The organism is Pseudomonas sp. G166, from assembly GCF_037027455.2.
In the GTDB taxonomy this organism is placed as follows: domain Bacteria; phylum Pseudomonadota; class Gammaproteobacteria; order Pseudomonadales; family Pseudomonadaceae; genus Aquipseudomonas.
In genome coordinates this window covers 6,083,017-6,105,830 of record NZ_CP146985.1, presented here as the reverse complement: position 1 = coordinate 6,105,830, position 22,814 = coordinate 6,083,017, and the positions used below count along the sequence as shown (strand labels likewise).

Here is a 22,814-nt window from a genome sequence, read left to right as displayed (position 1 = left end):
GCGCCGTAAAAACCGTCATTGTTCATAAGTCACGGTTTTTCTTGGCTTTATCGAAAGAAAAATCCGACGGTCGAGGCACTTGTCCCCATTTGCTGTGGGTGGCCATGTGGATAACTTGTTTGCGAAAGGCTGTAGGCCCCGGCGGGCTTAGTTCAAAACGCGATAGATCAAATTTCATACACTTCTAAGTGGCTGCCTTGACGTGGGTCTGTCATCTGTCTTCACTCATGGCACAAGGACACAACGCGATTTTATCCATATCAGGTTCAGGGAGAACGCATGATGGATAGCCAGCCCCCCCGCACCTATTTGTTTTCTCCTATGACGTGCGTTCCGACGCGTCCCACCTCGCTGCCCAAGCGCCCTCGCCGACGCGCCGTCAACCAGCGTGCGCGGCTATAGCGCCCTGATCAATACCTGAGTTTCCTCCGTAATACCGCTTACTGCCGCTCGCCCCCGAGGGATAGCGGCCAGGCGTTCGTGCGCCTGTCAATTTGCAGGCAACCGCAGAGTTGCCCCATCTGCCTGAGAGGACTTGAACATGACACGGATCTCGACCCCCATCAGCGACATCCAGGAGCATTACGACGTTATCGTCATTGGTTCGGGCTATGGCGGCGGTATTGCCGCCTCACGCCTGTCCCGAGCAGGGCGCAAGGTGTGCCTGCTGGAGCGTGGCCGGGAGATCCAGCCCGGCGAATACCCCAACACCATGCTTGCGGCTACTGAGGAGCTGCAGGTGCATGATCCGGAGGGTCACATCGGTTCGCGCACCGGGCTGTTCGACCTGCACGTCAACGCCCAGCAGAACGTGGTGGTCGGTTGTGGCCTGGGTGGCACTTCGCTGATCAATGCCAACGTTTCGCTGGAGCCGGAACCTGGTGTGTTCGATGATCCGCGCTGGCCGTTGGCGGTGCGTGAACACCGCGATACGTTGCTCAAGGAGGGCTATGCGCGGGCCCGGGAGATGCTCAAGCCCAATCCGTATCCGGATTCGTCGCCGAAGTTGCCCAAGCTCGACGCCCACAAGAAGTCGGCCGATTACCTCAAGCAAGGCGCGCATTTCTACAAGCCGCCGATCAACGTGACCTTCGACAAGCTGCCCAACAACCTCAACCACGTTGGTGTCGAGCAGTTGCCGTGCAACGGCTGTGGTGATTGCGTCTCGGGCTGTAACAACAAGGCCAAGAACACCACGTTGATGAATTACCTGCCAGATGCCTGGAACCACGGTGCGGAAATTTTCTGCCAGGCCGAGGTGCGGCACCTGGAGCGTGACGGTGACGGCTGGATCGTGCACTTCCAGTACCTGGACAGCGGTCGCGAGATGTTCTCGGCGCCGACGTTGTTCGTGCGGGCCGACATCGTGGTGGTGTCCGCCGGAACTCTGGGTTCCACCGAGATCATGTTGCGTTCCCGGGATAAAGGGCTGGCGATGTCCAGCCAATTGGGCGAGAACATGAGTGGCAACGGCGACATCCTCGGCTTCGGCCACAACTGCGACCAGACCATCAACGGTATTGGCTTCGGCGCTCACTCGGCCAAGGAACTGGAGCCAGTGGGGCCCTGCATCACGTCGATCATCGACATGCGCACCGAGGGCGACCGGCGCAGCCGCATGGTCATCGAGGAAGGCTCGATCCCCGGCGCGCTCGGCCGGCCCATGGTGCCGAGCATGGCAGCGTTCGCCGAGATGATCGGCGTGCCCACCGACACCGGTTTCGGGGCCAGCCTCAAATACAAAGGCCGGGAGGCCGAAAGCTTCCTGCGCGGGCCCTATCACGGCGCGCTGCATAACATGCAGACCTACCTGATCATGAGCCATGACAACGGCGAGGGGCGCATGGTGCTCGACAACAAGGACCAATTGCGCATCGACTGGCCCGGCGTCGGCGAACAGGAAAACGTTACCCTCGGCAATGAGCGCCTGCACCAGTGCACCAAGGCCTTGGGTGGGATCTGGGTCGAGAACCCGATCTGGACCAAGCTGCTCAAGCACAGCATTGTATCGGTGCACCCACTGGGCGGCTGCGTGATGGGTGAAGACGCGACGCAAGGCGTGGTCAACCACAAAGGCCAGGTGTTCAGCGGCGCCAGCGGCACGGATGTCTACCCCGGCCTGTATGTGTCCGACGGTGCGGTGATCCCGACGTCCCTGGCGGTCAATCCGTTGTTGACCATCTCGGCGGTGAGCGAGCGCAACATGGGGCTGCTGGCGGCTGACCGGGGCTGGATCATCGACTACACGCTGCCTTCGGCCCCGCGCAAACCGGTGGCGGCACCGACCCTCGGCGTGCAGTTCACCGAAACCATGAAGGGCTACTTTTCCACAGCCTTCACCCAGCCCCAGGGCACCGACCTCAAGGTCTATGAAGCGGCGGCCAAGCGCGGCAAGGCCGACAACTCGTCCATCGAGTTCACCCTGACCATTACTGCCGCCGACCTCAATCGCCTGATCAAGGAGCCGGAGCACGCCGCGACCCTGGTGGGCACGCTGGATGCGCCACTGCTTTCGCCCAAGCCGCTGGTCGCCAGCAATGGGGTGTTCAACCTGTTCGAGCAATACCAGGAACAGGTCGGCGTGCGGCACATGAACTACGACATGAAACTGACCGCCGAAGACGGCAGCGACTACTACTTCAGCGCCTTCAAGACCGTGCCCGAGGATGACGGCGTGCTGAACATCTGGCCTGACACCAGTACCCTGTATGTCACGCTGTATCGCGGGCCGGACAAGAGCGGTGCGGTGATCGGCTCGGGGGTGATGCACATCCTGCCGGCCGACTTCGCCAAGCAGATGACCACCATGAAAGTGCTCAACGCCCGCAACGAGCGCGAGCGCGTGGAAGCATTGGCGCGGTTCGGCAAGTTCTTCGCCGGGATCTTGTGGGAGAGCTATGGCGGGGTGTTCGCTGGCGATATCTACTTCAACCCCGACGCGCCACCGCGGCTCAAACGGCCGCTGGACGCACCGGCGCCGACCGTGCATTTTTTCCAGACCGAAGACAACGTCGAGCTGCGCCTGACCCGGTACCAGGCGGGCACCAAGGGCCCGGTGATGTTGGTTCACGGCTTGGGCGTGGGGTCGAATATCTTCTCCACCGACACTATCCAGACCAACTTGCTGGAGTACCTGTGCAAGCACGAGTACGACGTCTGGTTGCTGGACCTGCGGGTGAGCATCCTGCTGCCGGCCAGCAAGCATGAATGGAACGGCGACCAGGTGGCCCAGTACGACTTCAAGGCAGCCATCGAGCAGATCCAGCAAGCGACCCTGGCCCGTGACGTGCAGTGCGTGGTGCATTGCTATGGCGCGACGACCTTCTTCATGTCGATGCTGGCGGGGTTGCAAGGGGTACGCTCGGTGGTCTGCTCACAGATCGCCGCCGATACGGTGGTCGCCACGGCGACCGGTTTGAAAGCCGGCCTGCACTTGCCAGGAATGCTCGACGCCATCGGCATCAAATCCCTCACGGCGTACGCCGACACCAAGGAAAACTGGTTCAACAAGCTCTACGACAAGGCTCTCAATGGGTATGCCCGGATCGAGGCCCAGGGCTACTGCACCAACCCGGTCTGCCACCGCATCACGTTCATGTATGCCTCGCTGTATCGCCACGACACCCTCAATGAAACCCTGCACGACAACCTGCATGAATTGTTCGGCGAGTCGAACATGCACACCTTCGAACACCTGGCGCTGATCGTGCGCAAGGGGCACCTGGTGGACTTCAAGGGCAACGACGTCTACATGCCGCATTTCGATCGGCTGAAGTTGCCGATCTGCTTCATCAGCGGCGCCGACAACCAGTGCTACCTGCCGCAAAGCACCCTCAAGACCTACGAGCGACTCTGCGATATGCACGGCCCGCAGTTGTTCAGCCGCCACGAGGTGCCGGGCTACGGCCACATCGACTGCATCTTCGGCAAGGATGCGGTGGTGGATGTGTATCCGCTCATCCTTGAACACCTGGAGAAGACGGCGCTCGGTTGACTCAAGACCGAGTCGACTGCATCGCGAGCAAGCTCGCTCCCACAGGGGGGTATGTGCCGCTGAATTTGGCACGCCACACATCCAGTGTGGGAGCGAGCTTGCTCGCGATGGCAATCACCAGAACGCCGTATCTCGTGAGTCAGGAATAAGGAAAAAGGATGCCCATGAATACTTACATCCGCTGGTTCCAACGCGTCATCTGGATCGGGATTGTCATGAACATGTTCTTCGCGATCCCGGCGCTGTTCGCGCCGGCGTTGCTGACGTCCATGCTCGGCCTGCCCCCCGTGCTGTCCGATCCCTGGCTGGAAAACACCGGCATGTTGCTGGTGGGGATCAGCCTGTTCTACATGCCCTCGGGGTTCAACGCGCCGCGTTTCGTGGTGCATTCGTGGTTGTGCGTGCTGTCACGGCTGGTGGCGGTGGTGTTCTGGATCTACTTGATCAACACCAACAACCAGGGCCCATTGTTCGTGCCGATGTTGATGGGCGACCTGAGCATGTTCCTGATCCTGGGCGTGTTGCTATACCTGGGCAGCCCGGTGGCCAATCGTCCGCTGGCCTTGCTCTGCGCCGGGTGGCGGGAATGGCGCGCCGGTTGGGCACGGCGCTGGCAGAGCCACGCTTTCAAGGTCGGCACGTTGGTGGTGCTGTTGCTGTTGGGCTTCATCGGCTACCAGACCTGGTACCAGATGATCCGGGAAGTGCCGCAGCCGGACTTCGCCTCCGACGAGGACCATTACAAATATGCCGCCATTGGCCTGGGCATCGAGGCGCGAATCCCCTATTACCTGTTCGCCGTACTGCCGCAGATGTGCCCGGAAAAGCTGCCCAAGCCGGGCGGCTACGAGGTGTTCGGGTTCCTCTATGAGAATGGTAACGACCTGCCCATCGGCATGGCCAAGCGGCAGCTCGGTTACCCCACCGTGGAGCCCAACTGTGCCCTGTGTCACACCGGCTCCTACCGGGCCAATGCCAGCGACGTAGCGATTCCGGTCGCCACCGCGCCGGCCAATACCTTGCAACTGCAAGCCTTCCAGTGGTTTGCCTACGATTGCGCCAGCGACCCGAAATTCACTCCAGATGCGGTGATGGCGGCGATCAACAGCAAGTTCCAGCTGGGCTTTTTCGAAAAGCTGTACAACCGTTACCTGATCATCCCGATGGCCAAGAGTGCGCTGCTCAAGCAGAAGCAGGCGTACGCCTGGCAAAAACTGCGTCCGGCCCAGGGGCCTGGGCGGACCGACACCTTCAACCCGACCAAAATGGTGGTGTTCGGCTTCCCGGATGATTCCACCATCGGCACCGTGGATTTGCCGCAGGTCTGGAACCAGAAACCTCGCGAGTCGATGTATCTGCATTGGGACGGCAATAACAACAAGATCCACGAGCGCAATTACGCCGCGGCCATGGCCGTGGGCGCGACCCCGCAATCGGTGCTGCCGCCGAGTTTCAATCGGGTGACCAATTGGCTGTTGGGCCACAAGGCACCCGCCTGGCCGTTCGCCCTGGACCAGGCGAAAGTCGCCCAGGGCAAACCGATCTGGGAGAAGAACTGCGCCGGTTGCCATGACTTCGGCCGCAGCGACACTGGCCAGGTCACCACCAACATCGACCAGTTGGGCACCGACCCTCATCGCCTGAACTCCTTTACCACGGGCCTGGTGACGGCGTTCCACGGCTTCAAGAAACCACCGTTCGACTTCGGCGCCTACCGCAAGACCCAGAGTTACAGCAACACGCCCACCGACGGCGTCTGGCTGCGCGCGCCATACCTGCACAACGGTTCGGTGCCAACCCTGTGGGATTTGCTGCAACCGCCGGAGCAACGTCCGCAGGTGTTCTACACCGGCTCCGACATCTACGACCCGGAGAAGGTCGGCTTCATCACCAGCGGCGCGCAGATGAAGGCGTCGGCGGATTTCAAATACGACACCCGCCTGGAAGGCAACCACAACGGCGGCCACCTGTATGGCACCCAGCTGTCGGACGTCGACAAACGGGCCCTGATCGAATTCATGAAAACCCTGTAGCCCAGGGCATTGCGAAGGAGCGTTCACATGTCATTACTGCACCATTGGGAACATGAGTTCGACAAGGTCAAAGTCCGCCTGCACGGGTTGGTCACGCGGCTGGAGATGTCCTGGAAAAAACTGGTCAATGACTTGGAGCCCGAGGAGTTCCAGGCCATCGTCAAGCTGCTGCAGCGAGGCCACGATCAAGCCCAACACGTCATTGAACACGGCGATTTGCCGGACGACGAGCCCGCCGTGCCCTGGGAGCTGGCCCACGGTCTGTCGATCCTGAAGATCGGCAACGCCACGCCCTTGCCACAAAGCGAGGACGAACTGCCGACCCGGGTACTCAAGGACGGCACCTTGCTCGGCTGCCGCAAATGGGAACTGCTGGACCTGCTGTGGAGCGAGGCGCTGCTCAAGTGGATCGAGAACCTGCGTCACCACGCGACGTTCGCCACCAACCCGGCGTTGGTGAAGATGGACAGCGACGTGGTGCTGGCCATCGCCGGCGACTGGGGCACCGGGCCGTTCGACAGCCATGCACCGGCGGTGGCCGTGGCCAATCAGATGCAATTGGCCCAGGCCGATTTCACCATCCATCTGGGCGATGTGTATTACGCCGGGACCCATTCCCAGGAAGACGTCGACATGGTCGGCTGGCCCCAGGGCAAGCGTGGCTCGTTCACCCTCAATTCCAACCACGAGATGTACAGTGGCGCCCATGGCTATTTCAAGGAGCTGGCCAAGCGTTTCCCGGTGCAGCAAGGCACCAGTTACTTTGCCTTGTACAACGACGACTGGCTGGTGGTCGGCCTGGACAGTGCCTATGCCTCGGACGCCATGAACCTGTACATGGACGGCACCCTCAATACACAGCAGATCGAGTGGATGAAAACCCTGCCCAAGCGCAAGAAGCTCATGGTGCTCAGTCATCACCAGGGCTTCGACATTTCCGGGCACAACAAGACCGCGCTTTACCAACCGGTGTGCGATGCCCTTGGGCGTGAGCCGGATTACTGGTATTGGGGGCATTTGCACAACGGTATCTGCTACGCGCCGCAAGGCGGATTGCACGCGCGCTGCGCCGGGCACGGGGCGATTCCCTATGGCACCACCAGTGAGCTGAACGGGCATGCCCGGGTGTTGTGGTCGGAGACTCAGTTGGCGGGGGACGAGGCGTATCCGGAGCGGGTATTGAACGGTTATGTGAAGGTGCAGTTGAAGGGGGAGGAGATTGTCGAGACGTTTTATGGGGAGGATGGCAGTGTGCGGTGGTCTTCCAAGTAGTCGGTGAATATTAGACCGCTATCGCGAGCAAGCTCGCTCCCACATTGGGTCTTCGGTGCGCAGAAGATCCCTTGTGGGAGCGAGCTTGCTCGCGATGCTTTTGATCCTAGCCCTGGACCGGAACGCCCTTGAGGTACGGTGCCGGCTCGGCCCCCAGGTTGTTGAGCATGCGCTCGCTGTACCAGTCGACGAAGTTCACCACGCCGAACTCATAGGTCTTGGAGTATGGGCCAGGCTGGTAGGCGGTGGAGTTGATACCGCGCTGGTTTTCTTCAGCCAGGCGACGGTCCTGGTCGTTGGTGGCGTCCCAGACCTGGCGCATGCGCTCGACGTCGTAGTCCACCCCTTCGACTGCGTCCTTGTGCACCAGCCACTTGGTAGTGACCATGGTTTCCTGGGCGCTGATCGGCCACACGGTGAACACGATGATGTGGTCGCCCATGCAGTGGTTCCACGAGTGCGGCAGGTGCAGGATGCGCATCGAACCCAGGTCTGGGTTCTTGATGCGGCCCATCAGCTTGGCGCAGCCCTGCTTGCCGTCCATGGTCATCGACACGGTGCCCTTGAGCAGCGGCATGCGCACGATACGGTTACGCAGGCCGAAACTGGCGTGGGCGTAAGGGATCTTCTCGGCTTCCCAGGCGGCGGCGGAGGCGGCCACGTGGTCCTTGAACGCCTGGTCGGCGCGCGGGTCGGTGACGTCGTCCCACTCCAGCAGGGTCTTGAGCAATTCCGGGTGCGAACCGCCACAGTGGTAGCACTCGCGGTTGTTTTCCAGTACCAGCTTCCAGTTGGCTTTTTCCATCAAGGTGGTTTGCACCGCCACCTTGGTGTTTTCCATGTCGTAGGGTTCCATGTAATGGGACAGGGTCGACAGGAAATCGTCAATGGCTGGCGGGTTTTCCGCCAGGCTGATGAAGATGTAGCCACCGGCGGTCTTCACGTTCACAGGCTTGAGGCCGTACTGTTTCATGTCGAAGTCGGCGCCCATCTCGGTGCCGGCGAACAGTAAGCGACCGTCCAGCTCGTAGGTCCACTGATGGTAATGGCAAACCAGCTTGGCGACCTTGCCTTTGTCGCTGGTGCACAGCCGCGAACCACGGTGACGGCAGACGTTATGGAAGGCATGCACCACGCCATCGGCGCCGCGAATCACGATGATCGGATTCTTGCCGACTTGCAGGGTCAGGTAGTTGCCCTTGGCCGGGATTTCGCAAGTCATGCCGGCGATCAACCACTCTTTCTGGAAGATTTCCTGCATGTCGATATCAAACAGACGCTCATCGGAGTAGAACGGCTGCGGTAGCGAAAAGGTGCGCTCGCGCTCTTGCAGCATTTGCGCGGTGGCCTTGCGTGCGGGTTCCAGCGGATCGCCCAGGCTCAGGGTAGTGGTGTCCATCGTTTTATCCTCGTGGCCCTCTAAGCGGAGCCGGTGAAAATGACTAATCGGTTGTGCTACGCAAGGCAGAAAACTTTGTTTATCTGTTGAGGCGAGTGTGGGGCCGCGCAGGGGCCGAACCTTATCCATGGGCGACATGGCCCAATCTGTTCCCGACGCGCAAGCCCCGGTAGTTGGGGGCTGGTCGCGATAAGTATGTGAATGTCGCAGATAGGTAAATGGTCGCCCAGGCGCCTGCGCACAATCGCCCTCATGAAGGCCGACAGTCGGCCGTGGAGATCAGCATGTCCAATAACTTCCTGAACCCGGTCACCACCCAGACCTGGGCCAATGGCCGACATATCGTACGTTGCGTCAAAGTCATCCAGGAAACCTGGGATGTGCGCACCTTCTGCTTCATGGCCGACCAGCCGATCCTGTTCTTTTTCAAGCCGGGGCAGTTTGTCACCCTGGAGCTGGAAATCGAAGGCCAACCGGTCATGCGCTCCTACACCATCTCCAGTTCGCCGTCGGTGCCCTACAGTTTCTCGGTGACCATCAAGCGCGTACCGGGGGGCAAGGTTTCCAATTGGCTGCACGATACTCTGCACGAAGGCCAGGAGCTGGCGGTGCACGGGCCGGTGGGGTTGTTCAACGCTATCGACTTCCCGAGCCCGAAAGTTCTGTACCTGAGCGGTGGTGTGGGGATCACGCCGTGCATGTCCATGGCGCGCTGGTTCTACGACACCAACGCCAATGTCGACATGACCTTTATCCACAGCGCCCGCTCGCCCAAGGACATCATCTACCACCGCGAGCTGGAACACATGGCGTCGCGGATCGACAACTTCAGCTTGCACCTGATCTGTGAAAAGCATGGCCTGGGCGAGCCTTGGGCCGGTTATCGCGGCTACCTGAACCATAAGATGCTGGAGCTGATGGCGCCGGACTTCCTGGAGCGCGAAGTGTTCTGCTGTGGCCCGACGCCGTACATGAATGCGGTCAAGCGTCTGCTGGAAGCCGCTGGCTTCGACATGAAGCGTTATCACGAGGAGTCCTTCGGCGCCACGCCACCGGAAGCCCGAGCCGATGCCGTGGAGCAGGCCGAACAGGCCGCCGACGCACCGGAAGTCGATGTCGCGGACCTGCATCTGGTGGAATTCACGGCTTCTGGCAAGAGCATTCGCGTGGGGCCGGGAGAAACCGTACACGCCGCTGCCGCCAAGCTCGGCATGATGATCCCCAAGGCCTGCGGCATGGGTATCTGCGGCACCTGCAAGGTGTTGAAGCTGGGCGGGGAAGTGGAGATGGATCACAACGGCGGGATCACCGAGGACGACGAAGCCGAGGGCTACATCCTGTCGTGCTGCAGCGTGCCGAAAGGGGATGTGCGGATCGAGTTCTGACACCTGCTTGGTGCAGGGGGAACGCGGAGCGTCCGTGGAGGCATTCCCACGCAGGAGCCTGGGAACGATCAGGTCGCGAGAGCTGTGAAATCGATCGTTCCTCACGCTCTGCGTGGGAATGCAGCCCGGGACGCTCTGCGTCCCCAAGAGCCGAACGCGGAGCGTCCGTGGAGGCGTTCCCACGCGGAGCGTGGGAACGATCGTCAGATGGACATCACTTCCCGAATAGCCGCCGCCAATTCCCGCACCCGCGCCTCTTCCGTATCCCACGAGCACATGAACCGTGCGCCGCCCTTGCCGATGAAGGTGTAGAAACGCCAGCCCCGGGCGGTGAGGGCGGCGATGGCCGGTTCCGAGAGTTGCAGGAACACGCCGTTGGCCTGGACCGGGAACATCAGTTCCACGCCGGGAATGTCGCTGACCAGTTGCGCCAGCAATTGGGCGCAGTGGTTGGCGTGGCGGGCGTGCTTGAGCCAGGCGTCGTTTTGCAGCAGGCCGACCCAGGGGGCGGAGAGGAAGCGCATCTTCGAGGCCAGTTGCCCGGCCTGTTTGCAGCGGTAGTCGAAGTCCACGGCCAGGTCGTGGTTGAAGAACAGGATTGCCTCACCCACCGCCATGCCGTTTTTCGTGCCGCCGAAGCACAACACGTCCACACCGACCTTCCAGGTCAGGTCTGCCGGTGAACAGCCGAGGAAGGCGCAGGCGTTGGAGAACCGCGCGCCGTCCATGTGCAGGTTCAACCCCAGTTCCTTGCAGGTGACGCTGATGGCGCGGATTTCATCCGGGGTGTAGACGCTGCCGACTTCCGTCGCCTGGGTCAGGGTAACGACCCGTGGCTTGGGGTAATGGATGTCCTGGCGCTTAAGGGCGATCTCGCGGATCGCCTCGGGGGTCAGCTTGCCGTTTTCAGTACGTGCCAGCAGCAGCTTGGAACCGTTGGAGAAGAACTCCGGCGCGCCACATTCGTCGGTTTCGACGTGGGCGGTTTCCGAACAGATCACGCTGTGGTAACTCTGGCACAGCGAGGACAGCGCCAGGGAGTTGGCTGCCGTGCCGTTGAAGGCAAAGAACACCTCGCAGTCGGTTTCGAACAAGGCTCGGAAATCATCCGCCGCGCGGTGAGTCCACTCATCATCGCCGTAGGCGCGCTGGTGGCCCTGATTGGCTTCTTCCATGGCCGCCCAGGCTTCGGGGCAAATGCCGGAATAGTTGTCGCTGGCAAACTGTTGACTCTTGTCGGTCATGGCCTTGCTCCTGAGATAGAGAGTCCTGGGTAAAGATCCCTGGCGGAATTCCCGGGTGGGGCGTTCCCTGGTTTTCGGCGTGCTTGAGTCCACAGCGCCGTGGTCGATCATGGTTCGGCGCGCTTGGGGGGCGTATCGCCGTGGCCATGTTGGTGCGCACTTTACCCAAGATTAGCGGGGGAACACACCGGATGTTTCTGTCAGAAAATCATAAAGTCATCAGGTCGCTGTACACGTGAGTCGGCGTGACGGGGCTTTGGATCTGCTCAAATGGTCGGCATTGCTGGCGATGGTGCTCGATCATCTGCGATATGTCGGTTTCTCCATCGACTGGTTGTACGTGCCGGGGCGCCTGGCGTTCCCCTGGTTCTGCCTGGCGATGGCGGCGAACCTGGCGCGCACCGGGGCCGGTGCGAGCCCGTGGCGGTACCTGGGCTGGTTGCTGCTGTTCAGCGCCGTGAGCGAAATACCCTACCGGCTGTTCTTTCCCGATCCAGCCACCCTGAATGTGTTGCCGACCCTGGTCCTGGGGTTGTTGGTGGCGCGCAGTTGGCAGACGCCGACATGGGAGGCGCGGTGCCTGGCGGTGGGGGCGTTGCTGCTGGCGGCGCTGTTTTCGTCGCGGCTGATGTTCGGTTTCTTTGGTGTGCTGCTGCCGCTGGTGTTGCTGCTGGTGTTTCGTCGGCCCTGGTATTTCGCGGTGTTGCCGGGGTTGGTGTGCCTGGCGGCCAATCAATGGCGGGTGCTGTATGGCGCGGCGTGGCTGGGGGATGCGGTGGCGATCGGCGGCTTACTGGCGTGTCTGTTTGCGCCATGGCTTGGGCTGGTGCTTTTGCGCCAGGCGGGTCGCATTCATCCGCCTGCGATGCGGCGTTGGGCGTATGCGCTGTATCCCGCGCACTTTCTGATCTTGCTCGCGGTTCGCCAAGTCGCCGCATAACCCTGTGGGAGCAAGGCTTGCCCGCGATGAAAACGACGCGGTCTCCCATGAACCGAGGTGCCTGGATCGCGAGCAAGCTTTGCTCCCACAGTGCTATCCCACAGGCCTTGCTCCCCGACTCTTTGAACACATGTCGTAAACGCACCTTTGCGTGGCGTCCATAGGCATTTGACCTGCCTGCGCCAGCCATACCATCGCATCCAAAGGGCACGACCGAACGGTGGTCAGTGCCTCACCGAGACGAAAGGCGCACCGCCGCCGCTGGGAGAGATGCGATGTTCAGCAAGCAAGACCAGATTCAAGGTTATGACGATGCACTGCTGGCGGCGATGAATGCCGAAGAGCAACGCCAGGAAGATCACATCGAGCTGATCGCGTCAGAGAACTACACCAGCAAGCGCGTGATGCAGGCCCAGGGCAGTGGCCTGACCAACAAGTACGCCGAAGGTTATCCAGGCAAGCGCTACTACGGCGGCTGCGAGCATGTCGATAAAGTCGAAGCCCTGGCCATCGAGCGCGCCAAGCAACTGTTCGGTGCCGATTACGCCAACGTCCAGCCGCACTCCGGTTCTTCGGCCAACAGCGCCGTGTACCTGGCCTTGCTGCAGGCCGGTGACACCATCCTGGGCATGAGCCTGGCCCACGGCGGTCACCTGACCCACGGCGCCAAGGTGTCGTCCTCGGGCAAGCTCTACAACGCGGTGCAATACGGCATCGACACCACCACCGGCCTGATCGACTACGACGAAGTCGAGCGCCTGGCGGTGGAGCACAAGCCGAAAATGATCGTGGCCGGCTTCTCTGCCTATTCCAAGACCCTCGACTTCCCACGCTTCCGTCAGATCGCCGACAAAGTTGGTGCGCTGCTGTTCGTCGACATGGCTCACGTCGCCGGCCTGGTCGCCGCCGGTCTGTATCCGAACCCACTGCCGTACGCCGACGTGGTCACCACCACCACCCACAAGACCCTGCGCGGTCCACGTGGCGGCCTGATCCTGGCCAAGGCCAACGAAGAGATCGAGAAAAAACTCAACGCCGCTGTATTCCCTGGCGCCCAGGGCGGTCCGCTGATGCATGTGATCGCCGGCAAGGCGGTGTGCTTCAAGGAAGCGGCGGAGCCTGGTTTCAAGGCTTATCAGCAGCAAGTGATCGATAACGCCCAGGCCATGGCTGGCGTGTTCATCAAGCGCGGCTACGATGTAGTGTCCGGCGGCACCGATAACCACCTGTTCCTGGTCAGCCTGATCCGTCAGGGCCTGACCGGCAAGGACGCCGATGCTGCCCTGGGCCGCGCCCACATCACCGTCAACAAGAACGCCGTGCCGAACGACCCGCAGTCGCCGTTCGTGACCTCGGGCCTGCGCATCGGCACCCCGGCGGTGACCACTCGCGGCTTCAAGGTTACCCAGTGCGTCACGTTGGCCGGCTGGATCTGCGACATCCTCGACAACCTCGGCGATGCCGATGTCGAGGCCAATGTTGCCCAGCAAGTGGCGGCCCTGTGCGCGGACTTCCCGGTTTATCGCTGAGTCGGTTTTGGAGTAATGACTATGCAACGCTATTCGGGCTTCGGCCTCTTCAAACACTCTCTCAGCCATCACGAAAACTGGCAGCGGATGTGGCGCACGCCGACCCCGAAAAAAGTCTACGACGTGGTCATTGTCGGCGGTGGCGGGCATGGCCTGGCGACCGCCTACTACTTGGCTAAAGAGCACGGCATCACCAATGTCGCCGTGGTCGAGAAAGGCTGGCTGGGCGGCGGTAACACCGCGCGCAACACCACCATCGTGCGCTCCAACTACCTGTGGGACGAATCGGCCCACCTGTATGAGCACGCGATGAAACTCTGGGAAGGCCTGTCCCAGGACCTGAACTACAACGTGATGTTCTCCCAGCGTGGCGTCTACAACCTGTGCCACACCCTGCAGGACATCCGTGATTCCGAGCGCCGGGTCAGTGCCAACCGCCTCAACGGCGTGGACGGCGAACTGCTCACCGCCAAGCAAGTGGCCGACGAGATCCCGTACCTGGATTGCTCGAAAAACACCCGCTACCCGGTGATGGGCGCCACCGTCCAGCGTCGCGGCGGCGTGGCCCGTCACGATGCCGTGGCCTGGGGCTTTGCCCGGGCGGCGGACGCGTTGGGCGTGGACCTGATCCAGCAGACCGAAGTGATCGGTTTCCGCAAGGAAAACGGTGTGTGCATCGGTGTGGAAACCAACAAAGGCTTCATCGGCGCCAAGCGCGTCGGCGTGGTGACCGCCGGTAACTCCGGGCACATGGCCAAGCTCGCGGGCTTCCGCCTGCCGATCGAATCCCACCCGCTGCAAGCACTGGTGTCGGAGCCGATCAAGCCGATCATCGACAGCGTGATCATGTCCAACGCCGTGCACGGCTACATCAGCCAGTCCGACAAGGGCGACCTGGTGATCGGTGCCGGTATCGACGGCTACAACGGCTACGGCCAGCGTGGTTCGTACCCGGTGATCGAACACACCATCCAGGCCATCGTCGAGATGTTCCCGGTGCTGTCGCGGGTGCGCATGAACCGCCAGTGGGGCGGCATCGTCGACACCACGCCGGACGCCTGCCCGATCATCTCCAAGACTCCGGTGCCGAACATGTTCTTCAACTGCGGTTGGGGCACCGGCGGCTTCAAGGCCACCCCGGGCTCGGGCAACGTATTCGCTGCAAGCCTGGCCAAGGGTGAAATGCACCCACTGGCCGCGCCGTTTTCCATCGACCGTTTCCACAACGGTGCACTGATCGACGAACACGGCGCTGCTGCCGTCGCCCACTAACAGGAGAAATCCCTATGTTGCACATCTTCTGTCCTCACTGCGGCGAACTGCGCTCCGAAGAGGAATTCCATGCATCCGGCCAGGCGCACATCCCGCGTCCGCTGGACCCGAATGCCTGCACCGACGAGCAGTGGGGTGACTACATGTTCTTCCGCGATAACCCTCGCGGCCTGCACCACGAGCTGTGGATCCACGCGGCCGGTTGCCGCCAGTACTTCAACGCGACCCGCGACACCGTGACCTACGAGATTCTCGAAACTTACAAGATCGGCCAAAAGCCGCAATTCACCGACAAGGCTGACAGTCCGAAAGCGGCCGCACAGGCTCTGGGAGAGAAGGTATGAGCCAGATCAATCGCCTGTCCAACGGCGGACGGATCGACCGCAACAAAGTGCTGAGCTTCACCTTCAACGGCCAGGTCTACAAAGGTTTCGAAGGCGATTCCCTGGCCGCTGCACTGCTGGCCAACGGCGTCGACATCATTGGCCGCAGCTTCAAGTATTCCCGCCCGCGCGGCATCTTCGCCGCCGGTGCCGAAGAGCCGAACGCGGTGCTGCAGATCGGCGCCACCGAAGCCACGCAAATCCCTAACGTACGCGCCACGCAACAGGCGCTGTACCAAGGTTTGGTCGCCACCAGCACCAACGGCTGGCCGAACGTGAACAACGACATGATGGGCATTCTCGGCAAGGTCGGCGGCAAGCTGATGCCGCCGGGTTTCTACTACAAAACCTTCATGTACCCGCAATCGTTCTGGATGACTTACGAGAAGTACATCCGCAAGGCTGCAGGGTTAGGTCGCTCGCCGACCGAGAACGATCCGGACACCTACGACTACATGAACCGTCACTGCGACGTGCTGATTGTCGGCGCCGGCCCAGCTGGCCTGGCTGCGGCATTGGCTGCGGCCCGCAGCGGTGCGCGAGTGATCCTGGCCGACGAGCAGGAAGAGTTCGGCGGTAGCCTGCTCGATTCCCGCGAAAGCCTGGACGGCAAGCCAGCGACCGAATGGGTCGCCGCTGTTGTCGCTGAACTCAAATCGATGCCGGACGTGGTGCTGCTGCCGCGCGCCACGGTCAACGGCTACCACGACCATAACTTCCTGACCATTCACGAGCGCCTCACCGACCACCTGGGTGACCGTGCGCCGATTGGCCAGGTCCGCCAGCGCATCAACCGCGTCCGCGCCAAGCGCGTGGTGCTGGCCACCGGTGCTTGTGAGCGGCCACTGGTCTACGGCAACAACGACGTGCCGGGCAACATGCTGGCCGGCGCGGTTTCCACCTACGTGCGCCGCTACGGCGTGGCACCGGGCAAGAAACTGGTGCTGAGCACCAACAACGACCACGCTTATCGCGTGGCCCTGGACTGGTTCGACGCTGGCCTGCAAGTGGTGGCCGTCGCCGATGCCCGCAGCAACCCACGTGGTGCGCTGGTGGAAGAGGCGCGTGCCAAGGGCATCCGCATTCTCACCGGCAGTGCCGTGATCGAGGCCCGCGGCAGCAAGCGCGTCACGGCTGCACGTGTTGCCGCGATCGACGTCCGCGCCCACAAAGTCACCAGCCCCGGCGAGTGGTTGGACTGCGACCTGGTGGCCAGCTCCGGCGGCTACAGCCCAGTGGTTCACCTGGCTTCGCACCTGGGTGGCAAGCCGATCTGGCGCGAAGACATCCTCGGTTTCGTACCGGGCGAAGCACCGCAGAAGCGTGTGTGTGTCGGCGGCGTGAATGGCGTCTACAGCCTCGGCGATACCCTGGCTGACGGTTTTGAAGGCGGCGTGCGCGCGGCCAGCGAAGCCGGCTTCAAAGCAGTCGAGGGTGTATTGCCAAAGGCCTTGAGCCGTCACGAAGAGCCAACCCTGGCGCTGTTCCAGGTGCCCCACGAAAAAGCCACCGCACGGGCGCCGAAGCAATTCGTCGACCTGCAGAACGACGTCACGGCCGCCGCCATCGAACTCGCCACCCGCGAAGGTTTCGAGTCGGTGGAACACGTCAAGCGCTACACCGCACTGGGCTTCGGTACTGACCAGGGCAAGCTGGGCAACGTCAACGGCCTGGCCATCGCGGCCCGTTCGCTGAACGTGAGCATCCCGCAGATGGGCACCACCATGTTCCGCCCGAACTACACGCCGGTGACTTTCGGCGCGGTAGCCGGCCGGCACTGCGGGCACATCTTCGAGCCGGTGCGTTTCACCGCGCTGCATGCCTGGCATGTGAAGAACGGTGCCGAATTCGAAGACGTCGGCCAGTGGAAACGCCCTTGGTACTTCCCGAAGAACGGCGAAGACATGCATGCCGCCGTGAAGCGCGAATGCAAAGCCGTGCGCGACAGCGTCGGCCTGCTGGACGCCTCGACCCTGGGCAAGATCGACATCCAGGGCCCGGACGCACGCGAGTTCCTCAACCGCATCTACACCAACGCCTGGACCAAGCTCGACGTGGGCAAGGCCCGCTACGGTTTGATGTGCAAGGAAGACGGCATGGTCTTCGACGACGGCGTGACAGCCTGTCTGGCGGACAACCACTTCCTGATGACCACCACCACTGGCGGTGCGGCCCGTGTGCTGCAATGGCTGGAGATCTACCAGCAGACCGAATGGCCGGACCTGAAGGTGTACTTCACCTCGGTGACCGACCACTGGGCGACCATGACCCTGTCGGGGCCCAACAGCCGCAAGCTGCTGAGCGAAGTCACTGACATCGACCTGGACAAGGACGGCTTCCCGTTCATGACCTGGAAAGAAGGCCTGGTGGGCGGCGTGCCGGCGCGGGTGTTCCGGATCTCGTTCACCGGTGAGCTGTCGTACGAAATCAACGTGCAGGCCGACTACGCCATGGGCGTGCTCGAGCAGATCGTCGAGGCCGGCAAGAAGTACAACCTGACCCCGTACGGCACCGAAACCATGCACGTGCTGCGGGCCGAGAAGGGCTTCATCATCGTCGGCCAGGACACCGATGGCTCGATGACCCCGGATGACCTGAACATGGGCTGGTGCGTTGGCCGGACCAAACCGTTCTCGTGGATCGGCTGGCGTGGCATGAATCGCGAAGACTGTGTGCGCGAGGACCGCAAGCAACTGGTGGGCCTCAAGCCGATAGACCCGAATGTCTGGCTGCCGGAAGGCGCGCAACTGGTGTTCAACACCAAGCAGGCGATCCCGATGACCATGGTTGGTCACGTGACCTCCAGTTACGCGCACAACTCCCTCGGCTATTCGTTTGCCATGGGCGTGGTCAAGGGCGGCCTCAAGCGCCTGGGTGAACGCGTGTTCGCGCCATTGGCCGACGGCAGCGTGATCGAGGCTGAGATTGTTTCTTCGGTGTTCTTCGATCCGAAGGGAGATCGGCAGAATATCTAGTGGCTTGAGGTCCTGTGGGAGAGCGGCGATACCGCGTCGGCATCATCGCGAGCAAGCTCGCTCCCACAGTAGATCGCGTAACCCTTGTGGGAGCGAGCTTGCTCGCGATGAAGGCCTGACAGCCACCACAAGGGTTTGACTCAACAGTATTCAGACAGGTGCTCCATATGACCGCAGTCAACGTGTACCAACAACGCCCAACCACCGGGGCCAAGGCCGAGTCGTCGCTGCACCATGCCGACCTCGCCAGCCTGGTGGGCAAGGGCCGCAAGAACGCCGGCGTGACCGTGCGCGAGAAAAAACTCCTGGGCCACCTGACCATTCGTGGCGATGGCCACGACCCGGCGTTCGCCGCCGGCGTGCACAAGGCCCTGGGCCTGGAATTGCCCGGTGCGCTGACCGTCATCGTCAAGGGTGAAACCAGCCTGCAATGGCTCGGCCCGGACGAGTGGCTGCTGGTGGTGCCGAGTGGCGAAGAGTTCGCCGCCGAGAAAAAACTGCGCGAAGCGCTCGGGGATCTGCATATCCAGATCGTCAACGTCAGCGGCGGCCAGCAGATCCTCGAGCTGTCCGGCCCGAACGTGCGCGACGTGCTGATGAAATCCACCAGCTACGATGTACACCCCAGCAACTTCCCGGTGGGCAAGGCCGTGGGCACGGTGTTCGCCAAGTCGCAACTGGTGATCCGCCATACCGGCGAAGACACCTGGGAACTGGTGATCCGCCGCAGCTTCTCCGATTACTGGTGGTTGTGGTTGCAGGATGCGGCGGCTGAGTATGGCTTGAGCGTGCAGGCATAACCATGATCGTTCCCACGCTCTGCGTGGGAATGCATCCCGGGACGCTCTGCGTCCCAAAAATCGGACGCAGAGCGTCCATGGCGGCATTCCCACGCAGCGCATGGGAACGATCAGAGGAGTATCACGAATGAGCCGCGCCCCAGACACATGGATCTTGACCGCCGACTGCCCCAGCGTGCTCGGCACGGTGGACGCGGTGACCCGCTTTCTGTTCGAGCAGGGCTGCTACGTCACCGAGCACCATTCCTTCGACGACCGGCTCTCGGCGCGTTTCTTCATTCGTGTGGAGTTCCGCCAGCCCGATGGCTTTGACGAGCAGAGCTTTCGCAGCGGCCTGGCCGAGCGCGCGCAAGCCTTCGGCATGGTCTTCGAACTGACGCCGCCCAACTACCGGCCTAAAGTGGTGATCATGGTCTCCAAGGCCGATCACTGCCTCAACGACTTGCTCTACCGCCAGCGCATCGGCCAATTGTCCATGGACGTGGTGGCCGTGGTCTCCAACCACCCCGACCTCAAGCCGTTGGCCGACTGGCACCAGATTCCCTACTACCATTTCCCCCTGGACCCGAACGACAAGCCCTCCCAGGAGCGGCAGGTGTGGCAGGTGATCGAAGACACCGGCGCCGAGCTGGTGATCCTTGCCCGCTACATGCAAGTGCTGTCGCCGGAGCTGTGTCGCAAGCTCGACGGCAAGGCGATCAACATCCATCACTCGCTGCTGCCGGGCTTCAAGGGCGCCAAGCCGTATCACCAGGCCTACAACAAAGGCGTGAAACTGGTCGGTGCCACGGCGCACTATATCAACAACGACCTGGACGAAGGCCCGATCATCGCCCAGGGCGTGGAAGTGGTGGACCACAGCCACTATCCCGAGGATTTGATTGCCAAGGGCCGGGACATCGAAGGGCTGACCCTGGCCCGGGCCGTGGGGTATCACATCGAGCGAAGAGTGTTTCTCAACGCCAACAGAACTGTCGTTCTTTAGTTTTTTGGGGCCGCTTCGCAGCCCATTCGCGAGCAAGCTCGCTCCCACAGGATCTGCGTCGTTCTACAGATTCTGATGACACCCACCATCCACTGTGGGAGCGAGCTTGCTCGCGATGAGGCCCTTACAGATAACAATGAAACAAGACACAAGCACTAACCCGAGCAATCAACGCGCTGCCTGCCTGGGCAACGCAGTTTCATAAAAACAACAGCGAGGTGAAAGCATGTCTGGCAATCGTGGTGTCGTGTATCTCGGCAACGGTAAGGTCGAAGTACAGAAAATCGACTATCCAAAAATGCAGGACCCGCGCGGCAGGAAGATTGAGCACGGTGTCATCCTGCGCGTGGTCTCCACCAACATCTGCGGCTCCGACCAACACATGGTGCGCGGCCGTACCACTGCCCAGACCGGACTGGTCCTGGGTCACGAAATCACTGGTGAAGTGATCGAAAAGGGCAACGACGTCGAGAACCTGAAAATCGGCGACCTGGTGTCGGTGCCGTTCAACGTGGCTTGCGGGCGCTGCCGTTCCTGCAAAGAGCAACACACCGGTGTCTGCCTGACCGTCAACCCGGCCCGTGCCGGCGGTGCCTACGGTTACGTGGACATGGGCGATTGGACCGGCGGCCAGGCCGAATACGTGCTGGTGCCGTACGCCGACTTCAACCTGCTGAAACTGCCGGACCGCGACAAGGCCATGGAGAAAATCCGCGACCTGACCTGCCTGTCCGACATTCTGCCGACCGGCTACCACGGCGCCGTCACCGCCGGCGTTGGCCCTGGCAGCTCCGTCTACATCGCCGGTGCCGGCCCGGTTGGCCTGGCGGCCGCCGCTTCCGCGCGCTTGCTGGGTGCCGCCGTGGTCATCATCGGTGACGTCAACCCGATCCGCCTGGCCCACGCCAAGGCCCAGGGTTTTGAAATCGCCGACCTCTCCAAGGACACCCCGCTGCACGAACAGATCGCCGCGCTGCTGGGCGAACCGGAAGTCGACTGCGCCGTCGACGCCGTGGGCTTCGAAGCCCGTGGTCACGGCCATGAAGGCGTCAAGCACGAAGCCCCGGCCACCGTGCTCAACTCGTTGATGGGCGTGGTTCGCGTGGCCGGCAAGATCGGCATCCCCGGCCTCTACGTCACCGAAGACCCGGGCGCCGTCGATGCCGCGGCAAAAATGGGCAGCCTGAGCATCCGCTTCGGCCTGGGCTGGGCCAAATCCCACAGCTTCCACACCGGCCAGACCCCGGTAATGAAGTACAACCGCCAACTGATGCAAGCGATCATGTGGGACCGCATCAACATAGCCGAAATCGTTGGCGTGCAGGTGATCAGCCTGGATGACGCGCCGAAAGGCTACGGCGAGTTCGATGCGGGCGTGCCGAAGAAGTTTGTGATTGATCCGCATAAGATGTTTAGTGCGGCGTAAAGCGGTAGGCAAGACGGAAGAAGGGCGACAGTGATGTCGCCCTTTTTTTAACAGACAACGATAAACGACGACCTTGACAGTCTGTGTGAAAATGCAGTCCGCATGAAGCGCCGTTTTTGTGGATAAGGTGTTTTTAATTATCTCGAATGTCTGAAGGCTTAAAAGGATATATTTTGATGTGATAGGTGCGTAATGCCTCCAGGTCAAAAGGAATTCGTCCGCGGCCGTATATGGGTAAGTTGGTTTGTATGTTTAAGTTGACTTTTCTGCCGGCACGCGCCAGTGCTTGGCGCTTCCTGTATTTTAGTAAATGCACTTCGTCGCTGAATTTAAGTGGTAGTGTGGTGTAACTTTCTAACTCTTGGTTGGGCATGTAAGAGCCGTTTTCAACCCAGTTCTGAATGTCTTTTCTAGTCGTTCTGTTTGGGTTTTTTGATTTTGCGGCAATCCAGCGCTGAGTGTTTCTTTTACTGTGTTTTGTTTGAGCCATTTTTGGATTTTTTACATAAGAAACGCGCTCATTTGAATCCATGGGGCTTTGTTTTGTTGGGACGTTCTGGCCAAGATTTTTGGAACTTCCTATTATATCCACCGTGGGACGAGTCGATGGGGGTCTGAACCTGTATCGCGCCATGAGTGGGCGCCAAACATGGCCCGTCGGATCGCTCCGATTCACCGGATCTGCTGCGCAATACACATACGCATTTAACCCACCCTCCCCAAACGGACTCAAATTGTCGGGGCTATTGAACCGCATCAACACCGGGTTGAACGCCCGATAACCATTGCCCAACAAGTAGTGCCCTGTCACCGGGTCGGGGCGTTCACCATTGAAGCCGAGCAGGCTAAGCAAAGCGCTTTCTCTGGAGTGGTGGCCGTAAGGCGTGTAGGCGAGGGGGCGAGGCTGCCTTGCATCGAGTGCATGCAATACCGAGCGTTGTTGATCGGCGGCGAGCAGCGTGGTTTCGACGGCGCTATCCTGGCGCTGTTGTTGCGCCAGGAGTTGATCTTCCTGCTGGAAAACCGAGCGCCGTATAGATCCTTGGATTTCGGTGGTCAGTCGGCTTTTCAGATAAAAGCGCTGGGTGCTGGCCTGGGCCGATGGCGTGCAATCGGTCAGGCGATCCAATGGGTCGTAACGGTAGAGACAGAGCGGCGTTTCACGATACGCCAACAT

The 22,814-nt window shown here is 61.3% G+C and carries 15 protein-coding genes; 12 read left to right on the top strand and 3 right to left on the bottom strand.

Features of this window, described 5'->3' with window-relative positions:
• Positions 1-541 precede the first annotated feature (541 nt).
• The 3 genes from SGN16_RS27110 (at position 542) to SGN16_RS27100 (ending at position 7,299) form a co-directional block, all read left to right on the top strand.
• Complete coding sequence (locus SGN16_RS27110) at positions 542-3,994, top strand: GMC oxidoreductase (protein ID WP_210641617.1); 3,453 nt, start codon at positions 542-544, stop codon at positions 3,992-3,994.
• A gap of 164 nt (positions 3,995-4,158) precedes the next feature.
• Positions 4,159-6,027, top strand: a complete 1,869-nt coding sequence (locus SGN16_RS27105) for a hypothetical protein (RefSeq protein ID WP_210641615.1) — start codon at positions 4,159-4,161, stop codon at positions 6,025-6,027.
• Between the two features lie 27 nt (positions 6,028-6,054).
• A complete protein-coding gene (locus SGN16_RS27100; protein WP_335945408.1) occupies positions 6,055-7,299 on the top strand; it encodes a metallophosphoesterase in 1,245 nt (414 codons plus the stop codon).
• 106 nt (positions 7,300-7,405) lie between these two features.
• On the opposite strand, the gene gbcA is transcribed toward SGN16_RS27100, so the two are convergent.
• Entirely contained in the window at positions 7,406-8,698 is a 1,293-nt protein-coding gene (gbcA, locus tag SGN16_RS27095) for a glycine-betaine demethylase subunit GbcA (protein WP_210641611.1), read from the bottom strand.
• 284 nt (positions 8,699-8,982) lie between these two features.
• On the opposite strand from gbcA, the gene gbcB reads away from it, so the two are divergent.
• On the top strand, positions 8,983-10,083 hold the full coding sequence (gbcB, locus tag SGN16_RS27090; RefSeq protein ID WP_210641609.1) for a glycine-betaine demethylase subunit GbcB: 1,101 nt from the start codon (positions 8,983-8,985) through the stop codon (positions 10,081-10,083).
• Positions 10,084-10,286: 203 nt separating this feature from the next.
• Here gbcB and SGN16_RS27085 read toward each other — a convergent pair whose 3' ends face one another.
• Positions 10,287-11,327: a low specificity L-threonine aldolase gene (locus tag SGN16_RS27085; protein WP_335945409.1), complete on the bottom strand. Its 1,041-nt coding sequence runs from the start codon at positions 11,325-11,327 to the stop codon at positions 10,287-10,289.
• Between the two features lie 235 nt (positions 11,328-11,562).
• Here SGN16_RS27085 and SGN16_RS27080 point away from each other — a divergent pair, with 235 nt between their 5' ends.
• The 8 genes from SGN16_RS27080 (at position 11,563) to fdhA (ending at position 21,637) form a co-directional block, all read left to right on the top strand.
• The gene (locus SGN16_RS27080) at positions 11,563-12,267 is read left to right on the top strand and encodes a TraX family protein (protein ID WP_335945410.1); all 705 of its coding nucleotides are present in this window, start codon (positions 11,563-11,565) and stop codon (positions 12,265-12,267) included.
• Between the two features lie 275 nt (positions 12,268-12,542).
• A complete protein-coding gene (gene glyA / locus SGN16_RS27075; RefSeq protein WP_047228145.1) occupies positions 12,543-13,796 on the top strand; it encodes a serine hydroxymethyltransferase in 1,254 nt (417 codons plus the stop codon).
• Between the two features lie 21 nt (positions 13,797-13,817).
• Positions 13,818-15,068 (top strand): sarcosine oxidase subunit beta, encoded by a 1,251-nt coding sequence (locus tag SGN16_RS27070; protein ID WP_109755034.1) that lies wholly within the window; start codon positions 13,818-13,820, stop codon positions 15,066-15,068.
• A 14-nt stretch (positions 15,069-15,082) separates the two neighbouring features.
• Positions 15,083-15,412, top strand: coding sequence for a sarcosine oxidase subunit delta (locus SGN16_RS27065; protein WP_109755033.1), 330 nt, complete (start codon positions 15,083-15,085; stop codon positions 15,410-15,412).
• Positions 15,409-18,426, top strand: a complete 3,018-nt coding sequence (locus tag SGN16_RS27060) for a sarcosine oxidase subunit alpha (RefSeq protein ID WP_335945411.1) — start codon at positions 15,409-15,411, stop codon at positions 18,424-18,426. Before SGN16_RS27065 ends, SGN16_RS27060 begins: the two co-directional genes overlap by 4 nt.
• A 167-nt stretch (positions 18,427-18,593) precedes the next feature.
• Positions 18,594-19,226 carry a sarcosine oxidase subunit gamma family protein gene (gene soxG / locus SGN16_RS27055; RefSeq protein ID WP_210641602.1) on the top strand — a complete coding sequence of 211 codons (633 nt, stop codon included), beginning with the start codon at positions 18,594-18,596 and terminating at the stop codon, positions 19,224-19,226.
• A gap of 127 nt (positions 19,227-19,353) precedes the next feature.
• Entirely contained in the window at positions 19,354-20,211 is an 858-nt protein-coding gene (purU, locus tag SGN16_RS27050; RefSeq protein WP_135847526.1) for a formyltetrahydrofolate deformylase, read from the top strand.
• Positions 20,212-20,437: 226 nt separating this feature from the next.
• Positions 20,438-21,637 carry a formaldehyde dehydrogenase, glutathione-independent gene (gene fdhA, locus SGN16_RS27045; RefSeq protein WP_047228141.1) on the top strand — a complete coding sequence of 400 codons (1,200 nt, stop codon included), beginning with the start codon at positions 20,438-20,440 and terminating at the stop codon, positions 21,635-21,637.
• Between the two features lie 133 nt (positions 21,638-21,770).
• Here the strand turns inward: fdhA and SGN16_RS27040 are convergent, their stop codons facing one another.
• Positions 21,771-22,814, bottom strand: a complete 1,044-nt coding sequence (locus SGN16_RS27040) for an RHS repeat-associated core domain-containing protein (RefSeq protein ID WP_335945412.1) — start codon at positions 22,812-22,814, stop codon at positions 21,771-21,773.

Coding starts and splice junctions, on each gene's coding strand:
- fdhA (WP_047228141.1), top strand. CDS start 20,438: ATGTCTGGCAATCGTGGTGTCGTGTATCTCGGCAACGGTAAGGTCGAA.
- SGN16_RS27070 (WP_109755034.1), top strand. CDS start 13,818: ATGCAACGCTATTCGGGCTTCGGCCTCTTCAAACACTCTCTCAGCCAT.
- gbcB (WP_210641609.1), top strand. CDS start 8,983: ATGTCCAATAACTTCCTGAACCCGGTCACCACCCAGACCTGGGCCAAT.
- gbcA (WP_210641611.1), bottom strand. CDS start 8,698: ATGGACACCACTACCCTGAGCCTGGGCGATCCGCTGGAACCCGCACGC.
- glyA (WP_047228145.1), top strand. CDS start 12,543: ATGTTCAGCAAGCAAGACCAGATTCAAGGTTATGACGATGCACTGCTG.
- SGN16_RS27105 (WP_210641615.1), top strand. CDS start 4,159: ATGAATACTTACATCCGCTGGTTCCAACGCGTCATCTGGATCGGGATT.
- SGN16_RS27040 (WP_335945412.1), bottom strand. CDS start 22,814: ATGTTGGCGTATCGTGAAACGCCGCTCTGTCTCTACCGTTACGACCCA.
- purU (WP_135847526.1), top strand. CDS start 19,354: ATGAGCCGCGCCCCAGACACATGGATCTTGACCGCCGACTGCCCCAGC.
- SGN16_RS27110 (WP_210641617.1), top strand. CDS start 542: ATGACACGGATCTCGACCCCCATCAGCGACATCCAGGAGCATTACGAC.
- SGN16_RS27065 (WP_109755033.1), top strand. CDS start 15,083: ATGTTGCACATCTTCTGTCCTCACTGCGGCGAACTGCGCTCCGAAGAG.
- SGN16_RS27060 (WP_335945411.1), top strand. CDS start 15,409: ATGAGCCAGATCAATCGCCTGTCCAACGGCGGACGGATCGACCGCAAC.
- SGN16_RS27100 (WP_335945408.1), top strand. CDS start 6,055: ATGTCATTACTGCACCATTGGGAACATGAGTTCGACAAGGTCAAAGTC.
- soxG (WP_210641602.1), top strand. CDS start 18,594: ATGACCGCAGTCAACGTGTACCAACAACGCCCAACCACCGGGGCCAAG.
- SGN16_RS27085 (WP_335945409.1), bottom strand. CDS start 11,327: ATGACCGACAAGAGTCAACAGTTTGCCAGCGACAACTATTCCGGCATT.